This is a genomic window from Okibacterium sp. AC114, from assembly GCF_979253355.1.
Window position 1 is genome coordinate 1,873,688 of the sequence record NZ_CEEDBR010000001.1, and the last position, 15,840, is coordinate 1,889,527.

11 protein-coding genes and 1 tRNA gene are annotated in these 15,840 nt (G+C 62.8%); 7 read left to right on the forward strand and 5 right to left on the reverse strand.

Annotated features, from left to right (window positions below; genetic code table 11):
• Positions 1 to 61: 61 nt before the first annotated feature.
• Genes ACZ6IE_RS08765 through ACZ6IE_RS08775 form a run of 3 tightly spaced genes read left to right on the forward strand, consistent with a single transcriptional unit; the run spans position 62 to position 3,124 of the window.
• The gene (locus tag ACZ6IE_RS08765) at positions 62 to 382 is read left to right on the forward strand and encodes a nucleotide pyrophosphohydrolase (protein ID WP_079727812.1); all 321 of its coding nucleotides are present in this window, start codon (positions 62 to 64) and stop codon (positions 380 to 382) included.
• Positions 369 to 2,096: a DNA/RNA helicase domain-containing protein gene (locus ACZ6IE_RS08770; protein WP_464607622.1), complete on the forward strand. Its 1,728-nt coding sequence runs from the start codon at positions 369 to 371 to the stop codon at positions 2,094 to 2,096. Before ACZ6IE_RS08765 ends, ACZ6IE_RS08770 begins: the two co-directional genes overlap by 14 nt.
• Before the next feature lie 59 nt (positions 2,097 to 2,155).
• Entirely contained in the window at positions 2,156 to 3,124 is a 969-nt protein-coding gene (locus ACZ6IE_RS08775; RefSeq protein ID WP_464607623.1) for an RNA-binding protein, read from the forward strand.
• Between the two features lie 40 nt (positions 3,125 to 3,164).
• Here the strand turns inward: ACZ6IE_RS08775 and ACZ6IE_RS08780 are convergent, their stop codons facing one another.
• The 3 genes from ACZ6IE_RS08780 to ACZ6IE_RS08790 form a co-directional block, all read right to left on the reverse strand.
• A complete protein-coding gene (locus tag ACZ6IE_RS08780) occupies positions 3,165 to 4,949 on the reverse strand; it encodes an ABC1 kinase family protein (protein ID WP_464607624.1) in 1,785 nt (594 codons plus the stop codon).
• A 5-nt stretch (positions 4,950 to 4,954) separates the two neighbouring features.
• Complete coding sequence (locus ACZ6IE_RS08785) at positions 4,955 to 5,503, reverse strand: PadR family transcriptional regulator (RefSeq protein WP_077053006.1); 549 nt, start codon at positions 5,501 to 5,503, stop codon at positions 4,955 to 4,957.
• Between the two features lie 104 nt (positions 5,504 to 5,607).
• Positions 5,608 to 5,955, reverse strand: coding sequence for a VOC family protein (locus tag ACZ6IE_RS08790; protein WP_464607625.1), 348 nt, complete (start codon positions 5,953 to 5,955; stop codon positions 5,608 to 5,610).
• Positions 5,956 to 6,199: 244 nt separating this feature from the next.
• On the opposite strand from ACZ6IE_RS08790, the gene ACZ6IE_RS08795 reads away from it, so the two are divergent.
• The 4 genes from ACZ6IE_RS08795 to ACZ6IE_RS08810 are packed head-to-tail and all read left to right on the forward strand — an operon-like array spanning position 6,200 to position 14,457.
• Complete coding sequence (locus ACZ6IE_RS08795) at positions 6,200 to 8,857, forward strand: TerB N-terminal domain-containing protein (RefSeq protein ID WP_464608617.1); 2,658 nt, start codon at positions 6,200 to 6,202, stop codon at positions 8,855 to 8,857.
• Complete coding sequence (locus tag ACZ6IE_RS08800; RefSeq protein ID WP_464607626.1) at positions 8,854 to 10,188, forward strand: tellurite resistance TerB family protein; 1,335 nt, start codon at positions 8,854 to 8,856, stop codon at positions 10,186 to 10,188. The genes ACZ6IE_RS08795 and ACZ6IE_RS08800 overlap by 4 nt, the downstream gene beginning before the upstream one ends.
• Entirely contained in the window at positions 10,185 to 11,540 is a 1,356-nt protein-coding gene (locus ACZ6IE_RS08805; RefSeq protein WP_464607627.1) for an ATP-binding protein, read from the forward strand. Before ACZ6IE_RS08800 ends, ACZ6IE_RS08805 begins: the two co-directional genes overlap by 4 nt.
• On the forward strand, positions 11,470 to 14,457 hold the full coding sequence (locus tag ACZ6IE_RS08810; RefSeq protein WP_464607628.1) for a DEAD/DEAH box helicase: 2,988 nt from the start codon (positions 11,470 to 11,472) through the stop codon (positions 14,455 to 14,457). Before ACZ6IE_RS08805 ends, ACZ6IE_RS08810 begins: the two co-directional genes overlap by 71 nt.
• A gap of 577 nt (positions 14,458 to 15,034) precedes the next feature.
• On the opposite strand, the gene ACZ6IE_RS08815 is transcribed toward ACZ6IE_RS08810, so the two are convergent.
• Together ACZ6IE_RS08815 and ACZ6IE_RS08820 are read right to left on the reverse strand one after the other, a co-directional pair.
• Positions 15,035 to 15,108: transfer RNA gene (locus tag ACZ6IE_RS08815), tRNA-Pro, on the reverse strand.
• 76 nt (positions 15,109 to 15,184) lie between these two features.
• Positions 15,185 to 15,817, reverse strand: a complete 633-nt coding sequence (locus tag ACZ6IE_RS08820; RefSeq protein ID WP_464607629.1) for a hypothetical protein — start codon at positions 15,815 to 15,817, stop codon at positions 15,185 to 15,187.
• Positions 15,818 to 15,840: the final 23 nt, after the last annotated feature.

Genomic DNA, 15,840 nt, shown 5'->3' on the forward strand with positions numbered 1-15,840 from the left:
GGCTGCGCCCGCTCCCCTCAAGGCTATCCAGCATTAGCTGAACCATTGCTACGGTGTCACTGTGACCGAGTCTTCCAGCAAGGATGCCCTGCGCGCCTTCGTGGCCGAACGCGACTGGGCCCAGTTCCACACTCCCGAAAACCTGGCGAAGAGCATCTCGATCGAGGCCGCCGAGCTACTCGAGTGCTTTCAGTGGAACTCCAACGCTGAGACCGCAGATGTCCAGGCCGAACTGGCCGATGTGTTGACCTACTGCTTCCTCCTCGCCGACCGACTGGGCGTCGATCCCGATCAGATCGTGCTCGACAAGTTGGCCGTCACGCGCGCAAAGTACCCGGTCGAGAAAGCTCGCGGTCGAAGCGACAAATATGACCAGCTTTGAGATCGAGCGCCTGAGCTTCTCGGCAGCGCAGCAGAAGGTATGGGCCGAGTCGGACGAACGGCACCGAAACTGGCCGGTCGTCTACACGATCGATTCGGGCTCGACCGGCGCTCAAGAGATCTACGTCGGCGAGTCGCTCAACGTGGCCAGTCGGATGCGGCAGCACCAGCAGACCGGAACGAAATCTCACCTCACCGACGTCCGACTTGTCATCGATGAGACGTTCAACAAGTCGGCAGCACTGGACCTCGAGTCTTACCTGATTCGGTATTTGGCGGGCGACGGGCGTTTCCGTGTCCTCAACCGCAACGACGGCATAACGGATGCGGAGTATTTCGGCCGGCAGGGCTACCAAGCAACCTTCACCGAGATCTTCGATGAGCTGTTCCAGCAAGGACTGTTCACGCGCACGATTCCCGAGATCGTCAACTCCGACCTCTTCAAGCTGTCGCCTTTCAAGTCACTGAACGTGGACCAGGCGGCCGCGGTCGAGGACATCCTGGAGGGACTGTTTGCTGATCTCCGCTCGCATACCGCCAGCATGAGCGTGATTCAGGGCGACCCCGGCACCGGCAAGACGATCGTGGCGATTTACCTCATGAAGCTCATTCGTGACATCGCAGACTCGACCGGCGCTGAAGACCTCGACGCGGATTCGGTATTCTCGGAGTTCTTCTTGGGTGATTCCCCCACGCTGTTGCGCGATCTCCGCATCGGCCTGGTCGTCCCGCAGCAGTCGCTGCGCAAATCCATCGAGGGTGTTTTCAAGCGCACCCCCGGCCTCACGACGACGAGGGTCATGACACCTTTCGAGGTCGGCGGCGATCCCGGACACTTCGATCTCCTCATCGTCGACGAGGCGCACCGCCTCAACCAGCGTGCGAATCAGGCCTCTGGCCCGCTCAACAAGAAGTTCACGGATATCACCGAAGCGCTTTTCGGTTCGAACGACCTGCACAAGACGCAGCTCGACTGGATCTTGGAGAAAAGCACGCACCAGATTTTTCTGCTGGATGCCGCGCAGAGCGTTCGTCCCGCCGACCTCCCGCCCGCGGTCGTCGAGAAACTGGTCGCGACGGCACGGTCCTCCTATCGTCTGTATCCTCTGACGTCGCAGATGCGAGTTGCTGGCGGCAGCGACTACATCCACTATGTGCGCTCCATGCTGACCGCCGACGCCCCGGCACCGCAGGCGTTCGACAACTACGACTTCCGCCTCTTCGACAACCTGGGCGATCTCCGCACCGAGCTCGCGGAAAGAGAAGCGCAGTTCGGTCTTGCCCGTCTCCTCGCCGGCTACGCCTGGAACTGGAATAGCAAGAACGACGCCTCTGCGGTCGATATTGAGGTCGACGGCATCGAGTTGCAGTGGAATCGAACGCAGAAGGACTGGATCAATTCGTCGACCTCGGTATTCGAGGTCGGTTCCATTCACACGGTCCAGGGTTACGACCTCAACTACGCGGGCGTCATCATCGGGCCCGATCTACGGTTCGACGTCGAGCAACAACGCATCGTGTTTGATCGCGCGCACTACTTCGACAAGAAGGGCAAGGAGAACAATCCTGCTCTCGGGCTGGTCTACACCGATGTGGATCTTCTGAAGCTGGTTCGCAACATCTACGGGGTGCTGCTTACACGCGGGATGCGCGGCACCTACGTCTATGTCTGCGACGAGCCACTCCGCGAATACCTCCGCAAATTCTTCATCTAACGCATTACGCCTGCTTCCGAAAATAGTGAGACGGACTCGCTTCCGCTAGCTTGAAAGCCATGGCTCTCATTGACCTCAACGACCGGGGTTTCGTCGTCGAAGCCGGTGACCTCGTAACTCGTCGAGACCTTGCTTCTCATTTCGGCGGCTCTGGGCAAAGCGGGATTGAGACGCCAAAAGGGCAGCCGCATATCTTCGTGTTCTCGGACCCGTCCACGGGTTCGAAGCATGGTTACAATTTCGATGGATGGGCGGCTGACGGCTCGGCCTTCTTCTATACGGGAGCGGGCCGACTCGGTCCCCAAGATTTCGTCCGGGGAAACAAGGCACTCAGGGACGCCCGGTCACTGGGCAAGACAATCCACCTCTTCGCCGCCGACGGGAACGAGGTAGGCACGAGCACACGTTTGCATCGCTATCTCGGTGAATTCTGGCTCGACCAGGTTGATCCTCACCGCATTGAAGAAGCCCCCGACGGCATAGGAATAGTTCGAACCGTGATCGTCTTCCGACTCGTTCCGAGGGGAACGGCGGCAGCCACTATTTCGCAGGACCTAATTGCGAGTGCTCCGCCAGCTATGCAGACGGGTTGGTTCGAAACGACTCGAGAAGCATCCGATTCACTTACTTTCGCTCGAAAGGCCGTAGCTGAGTCGGCGATCGTTCGCCGGGAACGGTTACTTGAGGATCGACTCATCTCCGCGATCGAGGCCACAGGGAAAACTGCAACCCGTTTGTCGATTGTGATCCCCGGCCAGGGCGCGGCGCTCTTCACAGATACGTGGGTGCGCGAGGACCGGGAACTATTCGAGGTCAAAGCGGATGCAACACGCAACAACATACGTATGGCTGTCGGGCAGCTCCTTGACTATGCCCGGCACATCGACCCTCGCCCGTCGCACCTGACGGTCGTGGTACCGGTCCGGCCGGTTGAAGATCTTGTCGAATTCGTGAAAAGTCTCGGCCTAGGGATAGCCGTCTTCGATGCAAGCGGCGCAGGGGCGCATCCGTCCCTGAATCGCCTCTAAAAACAGATTGTTCTGTTCGGGCGGCGGAAGCCGGTTCTTCTCAGACGCTCCGTCGGCCGCCGAACAGGGCGTGCAGGAGCGGCAGCACCGACACGCACATCAGCACAGTGCCGAAGACAATATCGTCGGCACGGACGATGGCGCCCGCGACGAGCAGTCCCCCGAAGAGCACGGCTGAGACGATGCGGCGGGCGGTTCGCTCGATGCGGGCGACGCGTCGCTCGAGGCGTGGGCTCTCGACAGACAGCGTGCCCTGCTCGAAGCGGGTGACGAGGCCGTCGAGGCGGCCGGGCAGGCGCACGGCGAGGGTGGCGGCATCCAGGGCTTTGCGGCCGAGGTCTTGCACCACGTTGCCGCGTTCGTCGCGGACGAGGCGTTGGGCGTAGGGCTCGACCGAGTCCCACAGGTTGAAGGCGGGGTCGAGCGAGCTGCACACACCCGAGACGAGCGACATGGCGCGGATGATGAGCAGGAAGTTCTCGGGCAGCTGGAACGGCAGCGACCGCACCACGTCACCGAACTGTTCGGCGAAGTCGCGGAATTCTCGCGGGTCGACCTCACGCAGCTCAGCGAACCCCATGCCGCCGAAGCGGGCGAAGAGCTGCGTCATCGCGCGCTCGAGCTCATTGGTGTCAGCGGTCGGTAGCAACACACCGACATCGCGGATGGCGTCGACCAGACCCTTGCCGTCGCGGGAGGCGGCGGCGATGAGCAATTTGCGCAGGCCACTCCGGGTGTTGCTCGGGACCTCGCCCATCATGCCGAAGTCGATGAAGGTGAGCTTCCATCCGCGTGCGGCCGCGGCATCCGTGCCCTCTGCCGCATCGGCGAGCCCTGCAGCGCCAGCGCCAGACGGCGCAACAGGCGTGACGAAGATATTGCCGGGATGCGGGTCGGCATGGAAGAACCCGTTGGTGAACAGCTGATCAAACATCACGGCCGCAAACACGGGCGCAACCTCGGCCGGGTCAATCCCGGCTGCCCGCAACGCCTCACGGTCATTGATCTTGATCGCGGTCACATCCTGCAACGTGAGGACGCGTCGCGTCGTCCGCTCCCACACGATGGCGGGAACATCCACGCGGTCGTCACCAACGAAGTCCGCCGCAAAACGCTCCGAGTTGGCGGCCTCGTGCAGGTAGTCGATCTCTTCGAGGCTGGTGGCGGCAAACTCTTCGACGAGGGCCGGCATGTCGACGCGGTCGTAGACGAGGCGCACGTGGCTCAACCATCCGCCCACTTTGCGCAGCGCCTTGAGGTCGACGTCGACGATGGTGTCGATGCCGGGCCGCTGCACTTTGAGCATGACGTGGGTGAGCCCTGAGTCGGCGGCGGCGATGGGTGTCAGTTGCGCGCGGTGTGCCTGCCCGAGGGATGCGGCGGCCACGGGCACTTCGTCGACCCACGTGAATGCCTGCCCGAGTGGCACACCCAGTTCGCGTTCGGCGAGGGCGCGGATCGCGGGGAACGGCACCGGCGGCACCTCGTCTTGCAGCCCTTCGAGTTCGGCGGTGATTTCGGGCGGCAGCACGTCGAGGCGCGACGACATGAACTGCCCCACCTTGATCATTAGCCCGCCAAGGTCGACCGCCAGCACATGGAATTTGCGAGCAAACTTCTTCATGCGCCGTGTGCGGGTGCGTTCGACGATTTTGTGCAGGCCGATGCGCGGCAGGAACAGCTCGTAGAACCAGGTCACCGCGAGGTGGTAGCTGGCGAACCGCAGGATGCGGCGATAGCGGGCTTTCGTGTTTCCGGCGCCCGCTCTCGCCGCCGCCTCGGCGTCAGCTTCGGCGTGTTGTCGACCCGGCCGAGCCGATGTCACCCCGGTCAGTCCTGAGCGAGGATCGAGTAAAGCCGGCGGCGTGCCTCATCGAGCACGTCCACGGCCTGCTTCACCTGCTCGGGCGAACCGGTGCGGCCCACCTGAGCGGCGGCCTGCGCGAGTTCGACGCCCGCCTTGGGCAGCGCGGTGAACCCGGTCTTCTCTTCGCTGGCGGCGCTCTCCCACGGTGCAGATTCGGTGTGGGATGCGGCAACCTCACGCCCGGCCTCGGTCAACGCATACGTCTTCCGCCCGTTCGATTCTTCGGCGCCGATGAGTCCTTCGTCGCTCAACAACTGCAACGTCGGGTAGACGGAGCCGGCGCTCGGCTTCCAGCTGCCGCCGCTGCGCTCTTCGATCTCGCGGATGATCTGGTAGCCGTGCATGGGACGCTCGGCGAGCAGGGCCAGAACGGCCGCGCGCACGTCGCCGCGACCCATGCGGGTGCCGCCGCCGACGCGCTTCTCGAAGTTGGCGCGCAATTGCTCCATCGTCTGCCACATGCTGTCGGCGTTGACTCCGCCGAAACCGCCGGTTGGGAACGAACTAGCCATGATGTTCTCCTCGCATAATTGGATGTCGAACGATACTCAACGATATGTCGTTCACGTTCGTGCGACAAGGGTTCGTCGGTCACGCACATCCAACTCACGGCCAGCTAGCGCGCGGCGAGAATGCAGAACTCGTTGCCCTCGGGATCGGCCAGCACCACCCACGACTGCTCCCCCTGCCCCACGTCGACGCGCGTCGCGCCGAGCCCGATCAGGCGGTCGACTTCGGCCTGCTGATCGTCGGGCACCCAGTCGAGGTGCAATCGGTTCTTGATGCGCTTCTGATCGGCAACCTTCACGAACATGAGCGTCGGCGTCTGCCCGGGCGCGGGCGCGAGTTCGGCGCCGTCCTCATCTTCATCGATGACCTGCCAGCCGGTCGCCACCTCCCACCAGCGGGCGAGAGCGGATGGTTCGCTGCAGTCGATGACAACTTCTTCGAGGCGGAGAGACATGTGCCCAGAGTAGGAATGTGCCACCCAGCACGCAAGAGGTCAGCCGCAGACACATCACATCCGCCTCGCCTCCTGGCGGAATCAACTACTGGTAGCCGGGCAGCCAGGCCGATCCGGGAACTGGCAAGACTTCACGTATGTCGCCCGCGGGCGCTACGGTGTGAATGCGGCTAGGGGCCGAGGGGGAGGGCCCGTCATGACGGAAACACTGGTAACAACAATTGCCGTGATCATTGTCATCGTGATGATTACGACGCCGCTGGCGCTCATCGCATTGCTGATCGCGTGGCTCATTCGGCGGAGTCGAAAAAAGAACGCACGTGCAGCCACGTTGCCGGGCTCACGCCGCGTCGGGTCTCCAGATTTCACGTCAAGTTATGCCAAGCCGGCCGCGACGGTTGCGCCAGGCTGGTATCCGGACGTCTCCACCGGAGGACGGAACCGATGGTGGACCGGGTCTGAGTGGGGGCAGCCCGCGAGTGGGTACCGAGCGCCAGTACCAACGATTGAACCGGCGGCTCCGCTTCCGCTGCCCGAAGCGCCGCGCACCTTGACCAGGCGGGAGATTCGCGAAGCAGAGCGCTCGGCTGAGCATGCTGCTGCAGCGGCCGCGCCCGCAAATTCCCACGCTCCGGCGGTGCCAGCCTCGGCCCAGACGACTGCACCCGCGCCATCTCCAGCACATCCCGCACCCTCACTGCCAGTGCAGCCGGCCCATCTTTCCCAACCCATCTCCACCGCCCACGTACGCACCCCTCCCTCTCCCCCCGCGCCGAGAATCAAGCCGCGCGCTATCCGCGCCCAGCATGGCGAGTGGATTCCCGTCGGTCTGACGATCGAGGTCAACGGGTACGTCATTCCGGGCGGACTCGTCTACGTCGGGTGCGGGCTCACTGGCCGGTACGGCGAGTCTGAGCCCGCTCTTATCGACCCCACACTCAAGGTGAAGAGGTTCTCGCCCGACACCGCTGGACGGAGTATGGACTATTGGCCCCGTTACGACTCGATCACTCCCGAGGCTAGGGCCGCGTACCTGGCGTGGCTCGCAGACGGTCGCCGTAATCCAGGCACCCCGGTCGGATATGTCTTCCTCTTCTTTTACGGGCTCGAACGACGCATCCTGATCGACGGCATTCGACAGCCCGCTGAGGTGCATCAGATCCGCGACGAAGTGGTCGCGCTTCAGAAGGTCTACAGTCGACAAAGCTCATCGTTCGATCGGTACTCCGCAACCTTCATCCAGCTCCTCGACCTCATCCTTCTCGATTCGAAGCCCGAGGGGAATCGGGTGCTTCCGTCCCTCACCAAGGAACGGTGGCCGATCCCGCTCTCTCTGACAATGCAGATCGGATCGCAGGCCGTCGATGGCACACCGATCTCGGCCGAGTGGGCGTTCGCGTGGTCGTGGTTCAGCGCCGAGATTCGGCCCCGCACCGCGGGCAAGCGGTGCGCCGTAGAATACGCTGCGCTGTTCCGTATCATGTTCGAGCGCAGGTTTCCGAGCGGCCTCATTGTGAAACCGCTGAAGCGGAACGTCACTTTTAGCTACTCGCCGGCTTCATCTGGGATCGGTGGGGCGAGCATTGCGCTCACTGGCGTCTCGGACGTGCTCTCCGCAGCGCGCCCGACCAGCCAGCTGCGCGACATTTCCGATCGCGCTCAGGATGCTCTCGAGAGCTACAGCCGATATCTCGGGAAGTACCCGGGCTCTCAGGACACCCTTCCGGCGATCGCGCTCCTGCCTGCCGAGCTACTCTACGAAGCTCTTCCTGCACTCACAAACATTCGGCAGTGGGCCTCAACGGTTCAGCGCGACGAGCTGACCGAGCCGGGCGAGCTCCTCACCCTGTGGGGCTTCGAGGGACGTGACCGCCTGACCAAGGCCGAGACACTCTCAATCCTCCAGCTGGCAGGCAAACTAGGACTGAGTGTCGAACCGGATGTTCGCTTCGGTGGGCCGCCGTTAAGTGCGGACCGGCACGTCCTGATATTCGATAGCGGCAAGAACCCTTCGCTTACGCCCTCACCCGAGTACGAGACCGCCCAATCACTAGCGCACCTTGCGGTGGCGGTCAGCGCAGCCGACGGCAGTGTCGACGAGAACGAGACCGCGGCCTTGATGCACCACATCGAGTCGTCGCTTCAACTGACAGTGGACGAGCGGAACCGACTTCAGGCGCACCTGCGATGGCTAGGCAGTGCGGATGTGAAGCTCACGGGGCTGACTAAGCGGCTCGCGTCACTCACTGAAGCACAGAAGGCAGCTCTGGCAGCTCTGCTGATCGAGATCGCCGCTAACGACGGCATCGCGACCCCGCAAGAGATCAAGGTATTGATGAAGATCTTTACGCTCCTCGGGCATAATCCCGACGAGGTCACGGGCCGGGTGCACGCTGCTTTGTCGGGGACTCGCACTAGCGTTACTGCTTCCCCGTTGACATCTTCGAGGCCGTCGTCTCGCGCGTCGTTACCAGAGCCTGCAAGCGCGCCATCCGCGGGGTTCGTTCTCGACACCCACATCATCTCGTCGACCATCCTCGAGACCGCAAAGGTGTCAGCGCTGTTGCGTGATGTCTTCGATGAGGAAGAGCCGCTGGCACCAATGACACCGGTGCTCGCCGACGTCTCTCCCGTCATTGGAAGCCCGAGCTACGACCGTAATGACGACGTACTCGTCGGCAGCTTGGATGCAGCGCATTCGGCGCTCTTCCGTTCCCTCGACGGCCGCGGAGATATCTCGCGAGCCGAATTCGATGCCTTCGCCGCGCAGTTCGGAGTGCTGCCGAACGGAGCACTCGACGCGCTGAATGAGGCAGCCTTCGACGCTGTTGACGAACCCTTACTCGAGGGCGACGAGGTGCTCACCGTCAATACGTTTGCCTTCGAAGAGATGGTCGCGTGAGTTCTAACGATTCGGCAACAGGGGCCCATGAGCAGACCCGCCGACAGGAAGCACTGCTGACACGCCGTGAACGTCGGGCCGCTGAGAGAGCCGCCTCAGACACGTCGGAGTGGACCATTAAACCGACCGACCCTACGTCCAAGACATGGAGTGAGTTGCGTGAGGCGGTTCTGTTGGCCGAGTCGGCTTTTCGCGCCGCCGGAACAGCCTTGCACGAAGCGAAGGTCAACGAACGGAGAGTTGAAAGCGAGGCGCTGCACGCGCGGTTGACTCGTGGAGTCAGATCGAAGCTCGACGCGCCTCCCCAACTGGTTCGGAGTCTGGTGTCGCTCCGCTCCACTACGTCCGCTCCTGACGACCATGCGGCAGGACCGTTCCGCACAGCGCGGAGTGTCGCGCCGTTCACCAGGAACGAGAACGCTTCACCGGCCGTCTCTGCGGAATACGAGGCCGCGGAGTTATTGGTGCATTTGGCCGTGGCGGTAAGTGCATCCGATGGACGGATCGTGGAGGTCGAGACGTCGACGCTGATGGCGCACATCCAGTCGGCTCTCGGTCTAAGCGAGGATGAACGCGCTCGTCTGACGGCCCACGCCCAGTGGTGCGAATCGGCCACAGTCGACGTAGCCACACTTGCCTCGCGGATGGCGCAGCTGACGAGCGATCAGCGGAGCATCCTCGCCGACCTCCTCCTGCGGGTGGCAGCGAGCGACCGGATTCTTGCGCCCGAGGAGGATATGATCCTCACCAACATTTTCCGTTTCCTCGGGGAGGACCCGGCCACCGTGGCACAACGCGTCAATGCGCAGATCGGCCTCGACTGGGCGGACAAGGGGCGGCAAGCGGACGACGACCAGCCCTCGACCGTGCGACGCGCACCATCGCCAATGCCCGGCCAGACGATCCCTCGCCCTCCGGCGTCGATGCCGGCGCCGATTCAGACGCAACCCCCTAACCCACCGAGCTCATTCGTGCTCGACCATCGAGTCATCGAATCCACTCTTCGGTCCACATCACTGGTCTCGGAACTCCTTCGCGAGATATTCAGCGACGACGCCGAAGTCGGTTATGAGGAAGTGCCGCGCGACTCATCCGAACCCGCCTACGCGGGCCTCGATGCGGCGCACTCCCGATTGCTCACTTTGCTCGCCGCGCATCCGGAACTTCCTCGCATGGACTTCGACGCCTTGGCCCGCGCGCTCGATGTCCTGCCTAGCGGGGCAATCGACACACTCAACGAGGCCGCGCTCGACACGACCGACGAACAGCTTATTGAAGGCGACGACCCCTTGGTCGTCAGCCTCGACGTACTACAGGAGATGATGAAGTGACCAACGCCACAACGATCCGCCCGCGCGACCGGGACGCTGTTCTGCAAGCCCTCCGCACCGGAGTGGTTCCGCGCACGGGCCAGCAGCATATTCAGGTCGGGCGCGCCAACGAGGTGCGCGCATTGCTCACCGACATCCAGCGGATCGCTGACGGAGGCAGCGGGGTGCGCTTCGTCATCGGAGACTACGGATCAGGCAAGACTTTCTTCCTCCACCTCGTTCGGTCGATGGCGCTCCAGCAGAAACTCGTCACAGTGCACGCCGATCTCTCGCCCGATCGTCGGCTGCAGGCCACAGGCGGACAGGCGCGCAGCCTCTACGCCGAGCTGATGCGCAACATGTCCACTCGCGCGAAGCCCGATGGCGGTGCCATGGCGAACGTGCTCGAGCGATTCATCACTGAGGCCCTAGGCCAAGCGAAATCAACCGGGGCATCCGTCGACTCCGTCATCCGCGAGCGCCTCCAGCAGCTCAACGAGCTCACGGGCGGCTACGACTTCGCCGAGGTCATCGCGAAGTACTGGGAGGGGCACGATACCGGCAACGAACAGCTCAAGTCGGATGCCGTGCGCTGGATGCGCGGCGAATTCACCACGAAGACGGATGCGCGCGCCGCGCTGGGCGTTCGCACGATCGTCGATGACGCCAACGTCTATGACCAACTCAAGCTGCTTGCCCTTTTTGTGAGGCTGGCTGGCTTCGGTGGACTTCTGGTGTGTCTCGACGAGATGGTGAATCTCTACAAGCTCGCGCACACGCAGGCGCGTAATGCCAACTACGAGCAGATCCTTCGCATCACCAATGATGCGACACAGGGCAGTGCGGAAGGGCTCGGTTTCGTGATGGGTGGCACGCCCGACTTCCTCATGGATCCGCGGCGCGGGCTGTACTCGTATTCGGCGCTGCAGACGCGTCTGGCCGAGAACAGTTTTGCCGTCGATGGCCTCGTGGATTATTCGGGGCCCGTCGTGCGGCTCCCCGGGCTGACACCGGAGGACCTCTATGTGCTGCTGACGAAACTCCGCCATGTGCAAGCATCAGGCGACCCGGCGTCTTATCTCATGCCTGATGAAGGCATCCAAGCATATATGGCGCACTGTCAATCGCGCATCGGCGACTCCTATTTCCGCACACCGCGCACGTCGATCAAGAGCTACCTCGACCTGCTAGCGGTGCTGGAGCAGAACCCAGATCGTGGATGGTCGGATCTCGTCGGCACCGTGCAGATCGCTGCCGAAACCAACCCGGATCTCGAGCCGATTCCGTCAGAAGCAGACGGCGATGACGCATCCGGTTGGGCGCCAGCCGCTCCTTCGAACGACGACGATGACCTCGCTGCCTTCCGCCTCTGATGCGGCCAGCGCTGCTGGCTCGGCGTCGGTGCCGCTCCCCGTGGGCGGCTTCGACGATCTTCATCCACAGGTTCAGAGGTGGATCTGGGACCAGCAGTGGACTGAGCTGAGGCCGGTTCAGCAGCATGCGGTCTTGCCCATCATCGCGGGCGACCGTGACGTGATCGTGAGCGCGGCGACTGCAAGTGGCAAAACCGAGGCGGCCTGGCTGCCAATCTGCTCAAGGCTCGCCTTCGAGGCGGATGCCGGAACCAGCACCGGCGGTGTCAAGGCGCTCTACATCAGCCCTCTGAAGGCTCTGATCAATGACCAGTTTCAGCGCCTCGAATCACTCTGCGAATTGATCGATACCCCCGTCGTTCGTCGGCACGGTGACATCGGGGGCAAGGAGAGGGAGGCGCTCACGCGAAACCCTGACGGCCTTGTACTGATCACACCGGAAGCGCTGGAAGCGCAATTCGTTCTTCGGGGCACGCATATACCCGCTATGTTCGCCGGGCTGCGATACGTGGTCATCGACGAGATGCACTCGTTCATCGGAACCGAGCGCGGCGCGCAGTTGCAGTCGCTGCTGCATCGCATAGAACTCGCCACCCGGCGACGGATCGCGCGGATCGGGCTCTCAGCGACATTCGCCGATTTCGGGGCGGCCGCTGACTTCCTCAGGCCGCGTCATGGTCACGAAGTCGTTGTCGTGGAGGACCCGTCGGAAGAGCGTTCAGACTTGCGCCTCCAAGTGCGCGGGTATCGCGTGGTTCCCCCGGCGCGAGTGTCGGCATCAGAGTCAGATTCCGACGAAAACGATCAGCAAGGGTCGGCGGAGCGAGCGATCGCCGAGCACCTGTTTCAGGTGCTTCGAGGCGACGACAACCTGGTGTTCGCTAATTCCCGATCGTGGGTTGAGAAGTACGCCGATCGGCTTCGCGAGGCGAGCGACGCGGCACGGGTACCCAACGAATTTCTCCCCCACCATGGCAGTCTCTCCAAGCAACTGCGGGAGGGGGTCGAGGCCCGGCTGAAAGACCCTCTCACGCCGACCACGGCCGTCTGCACCTCCACTCTGGAGATGGGCATCGACATCGGGTCGGCTGACTCCGTGGCGCAGATCGGTTCGCCGCACTCTGTGGCGGCGCTGCGCCAACGGGTGGGGCGTTCCGGTCGTCGAGGGAAGCCCGCGACCTTGCGGATGTACATCACGGAACCCTCGCTCGACCCAAATCTGTCGGTGACCGATCGGCTCAGAGCTGAGCTCTTCCAAGCTGCAGCCGTGGTCGAGCTCATGCTCGAGCGCTGGTACGAGCCGCCCGCGGTTTCATCTCTTCATCTATCGACCCTGGTGCAGCAGATCCTGTCGGTGACCGCCCAGCACGGAGGCGCATCCGCCGCGCAGCTCTTCACCGCTCTGTGTGTGGCGGGGCCGTTTGAGCACGTGAGCCGGGCGCAGTTCCTTGAGCTGCTCCGCAACCTCGGTTCGACTCAGCTAATCTCCCAAGCGGGTGACGGCACGCTGCTTGCTGGCACTGTTGGAGAGAGGATCGTCAACCACTACAGCTTCTACGCGGCGTTCCAATCCGCGGAAGAGTTCCGCCTAATAAGTCAAGGTCAGCAACTCGGTACGATCCCCATTGACTACCCTGTTCTGCCCGATAGCCTGATGATATTCGCCGGCCGTCGCTGGAGAGTTGTGTCCGTCGATACCGCGACGAAGACGATCGAGCTCGTCCCGTCGCGCGGCGGTACGTCTCCACTCTTCCTCGGTGCCGGCGCGGCCGTGGCCGATCGAGTCCGGATGAAGATGCGTGAGCTCTACGAGGGATCTGAGACGCCCATCTATCTCGACCAACAGGCTGCAGAGCTGTTCGCCGAAGGGAGGGCCGCGTATCGACAGATCGGACTCGGTGAGTCGTCGGTGATTGAAGACGGCAAGAACACTCTGCTCTTCGTGTGGCGTGGGAGTAAGGCGTGTTCGACACTGAGTGTGATGCTCACCGCGCTTAACGTGAGGCACAGCGTCGAGGCAATGACCATCAACTGTGCTGACATCGAGCGGAGCGAGTTGTTGAGTACCCTTGCGGTGATCGCTTCAATGCCCAAGCCCACCCCGCTAGAGTTGGCGCGGATCGCGCCCGTGCAGAACGTCGATTTGTATGACGAGTACCTGAGCGAGTCACTCCTCATCGACTCGGCCGCGGCTCGCGACTACGACGTCGATGCCGCGTGGGACGAACTCATCTCGATCGTCGCCCGCCATCCCGCCATCCCTGACACGGTTCCGGCCTCGTGGACGGATATCTCTGAGACGGTGGTTCTTGGAGACACCTCGTTCGTTGTGGTCGATGTAGAGACCACGGGGCTCTCGCCTCGTCAGGGCGCTCGCGTCGTGGAAATCGCCCTAGTTGAGGTGAGCACGGCGGGCGAGATCGTCGATACCTGGTCGACGCTCCTAGACCCTGATGTCGACACCGGACCAGTACACGTGCACGGCATCAGCAATGCCGAGGTGAGTGGCGCGCCACGCTTTGCTGATGTCATCGATGAAGTGGCACATCGTCTCTCGGGGAAGATTGTGGTGGCTCACAATGCTCCGTTCGATGTTCGCTTTCTTGCCAGCGAGTTCGAACGGGCGGGAGCGCGGGTGCCGAAGTGGCCGACGCTTTGCACATTGCGTTTGTCACAACGAATGTTTCCCGGCCAGCCGGCAAATCTGGCGTCAGTGGCCGACCGACTAGGCGCGTCACTGCATCCGTCACACGCGGCGCTCGACGACGCGATAGCAACGGCCGAGGTGCTGCGGGGGATGCTTGCGTCGGCGCCAGATTCTGTCACTGCCTCCGCCGAGCATCTCGGGGTGCGACCGCTTACACTCACGGCCCTGTGGCCGGCTCCTATCCATCCAGTCAAAGTCCTTCGACGGTGAGCTGCCTGGGATCGCGGGAGGGCATGATCCAATGGGCCCAGGTTGCGATAAAGCCTCTTCGCGTCTTCGTTTATCGCGCCTTTCTCGTGGAGCGCATTGAGACCATAGAGGTCACGCGGCGCACGCCGATCAGGAAAGGCGCTGAGCTTCAATCCCAAGATGCTTCGATTGTCGGGACATGGCGTCCGGCCGTCGGAGCCTCGGAATAGCGCTGCTCGATGACCTCCAACTTGGCCGGCCAGTACGGGCGACCCACGCCATTAAGATTTCTTCGAGAACGCCGGTCTCGGCTAGACGCCCGCGTTCCTTCGCAGGATTGCGGTATCGGTCTACGAGATCGACCCCGCGAACCGCGCACGGGCGCGCGAACAATCTCGATCGATAAGCGCGTGGCCGTCTGAGTACCTCAGTTCTAACCTGCGAGGGTATAGACAGCACACTCAAATGCCAGGTTCTTCCCGATGGTCAACCGAAAACGCTCGGTACAATTGGCCTAGTCGCCGAGCGTACGAATTATGACCGCCCAGCCAGGAAAAGAAAAAGTCCCGGAAACCAGACGGTTTCCGGGACTTCATTGTCGGGCTGACAGGATTTGAACCTGCGACCCCTTGACCCCCAGTCAAGTGCGCTACCAAGCTGCGCCACAGCCCGAAGTCATCCACCGCGAGCGGCGAAGACAACTTGATAATCCTAGCGGATAATTTGGGCGGCTGTGTGCCAGGGCCGGTTACCGCGCGTTCGGTTCGGCGGGAGGGTCGCGGTGGCCGGTTGCGTTCTCGAGCAGGACGGATGTTTGGGCCAGCGCGTTGAGGATCCAGCATTCGACAGCGAGCGCAGCCACGATGGTGGCGAGCGGCCACAACAGTTGGGAACCAGGGGTCGTGAGCGCGAAGATGAACCCGGTGATCTGCACCAGTGTGACCAGCATGAACATGGTCAGGCCGGCGACGTAGTTGCGGCGTTGGCGTCGCGCGATCGAGATGGCGAGGGCGCGACGGGCTGGGTCGATCCTCTCCCCCGCGGCTGGTGGCGCTTTCTGCAGGCGTGCGAGTTCGTCTGGGAGCATGCTTCCCGCGGTGAGGCCGTCGGTGCGATTGTCGCGAATGAACCAGGTGGTCCCGAAACCTATGATGACGAAGAATGCGGCGATACCGGCGAGGATGCTGGCGAAGAAGTCTGACGAGAGCGGCGCCGACTCGGGCACGGGGATCAGCGACACGACACCATAGACGAGGGCAGACGCGACGACGACGCTCACCAACCCGGTCACGACGCGGCGGCGCGTGAAGAAGAGGGGCGCGGCGACGCGGTAGACGCGCCATCCTTCGCGCCACCAGGTGATGCGGTGCGTGTCGGTCACTCAGGGGTCCTTTCGGTGAACGG

Bases quoted from the DNA above. Each gene is read 5' to 3' on its own strand.
- ACZ6IE_RS08770 (WP_464607622.1), top strand. From the start codon at position 369: ATGACCAGCTTTGAGATCGAGCGCCTGAGCTTCTCGGCAGCGCAGCAG.
- ACZ6IE_RS08775 (WP_464607623.1), top strand. From the start codon at position 2,156: ATGGCTCTCATTGACCTCAACGACCGGGGTTTCGTCGTCGAAGCCGGT.
- ACZ6IE_RS08785 (WP_077053006.1), bottom strand. From the start codon at position 5,503: ATGGCTAGTTCGTTCCCAACCGGCGGTTTCGGCGGAGTCAACGCCGAC.
- ACZ6IE_RS08790 (WP_464607625.1), bottom strand. From the start codon at position 5,955: ATGTCTCTCCGCCTCGAAGAAGTTGTCATCGACTGCAGCGAACCATCC.
- ACZ6IE_RS08795 (WP_464608617.1), top strand. From the start codon at position 6,200: ATGATTACGACGCCGCTGGCGCTCATCGCATTGCTGATCGCGTGGCTC.
- ACZ6IE_RS08810 (WP_464607628.1), top strand. From the start codon at position 11,470: ATGACGCATCCGGTTGGGCGCCAGCCGCTCCTTCGAACGACGACGATG.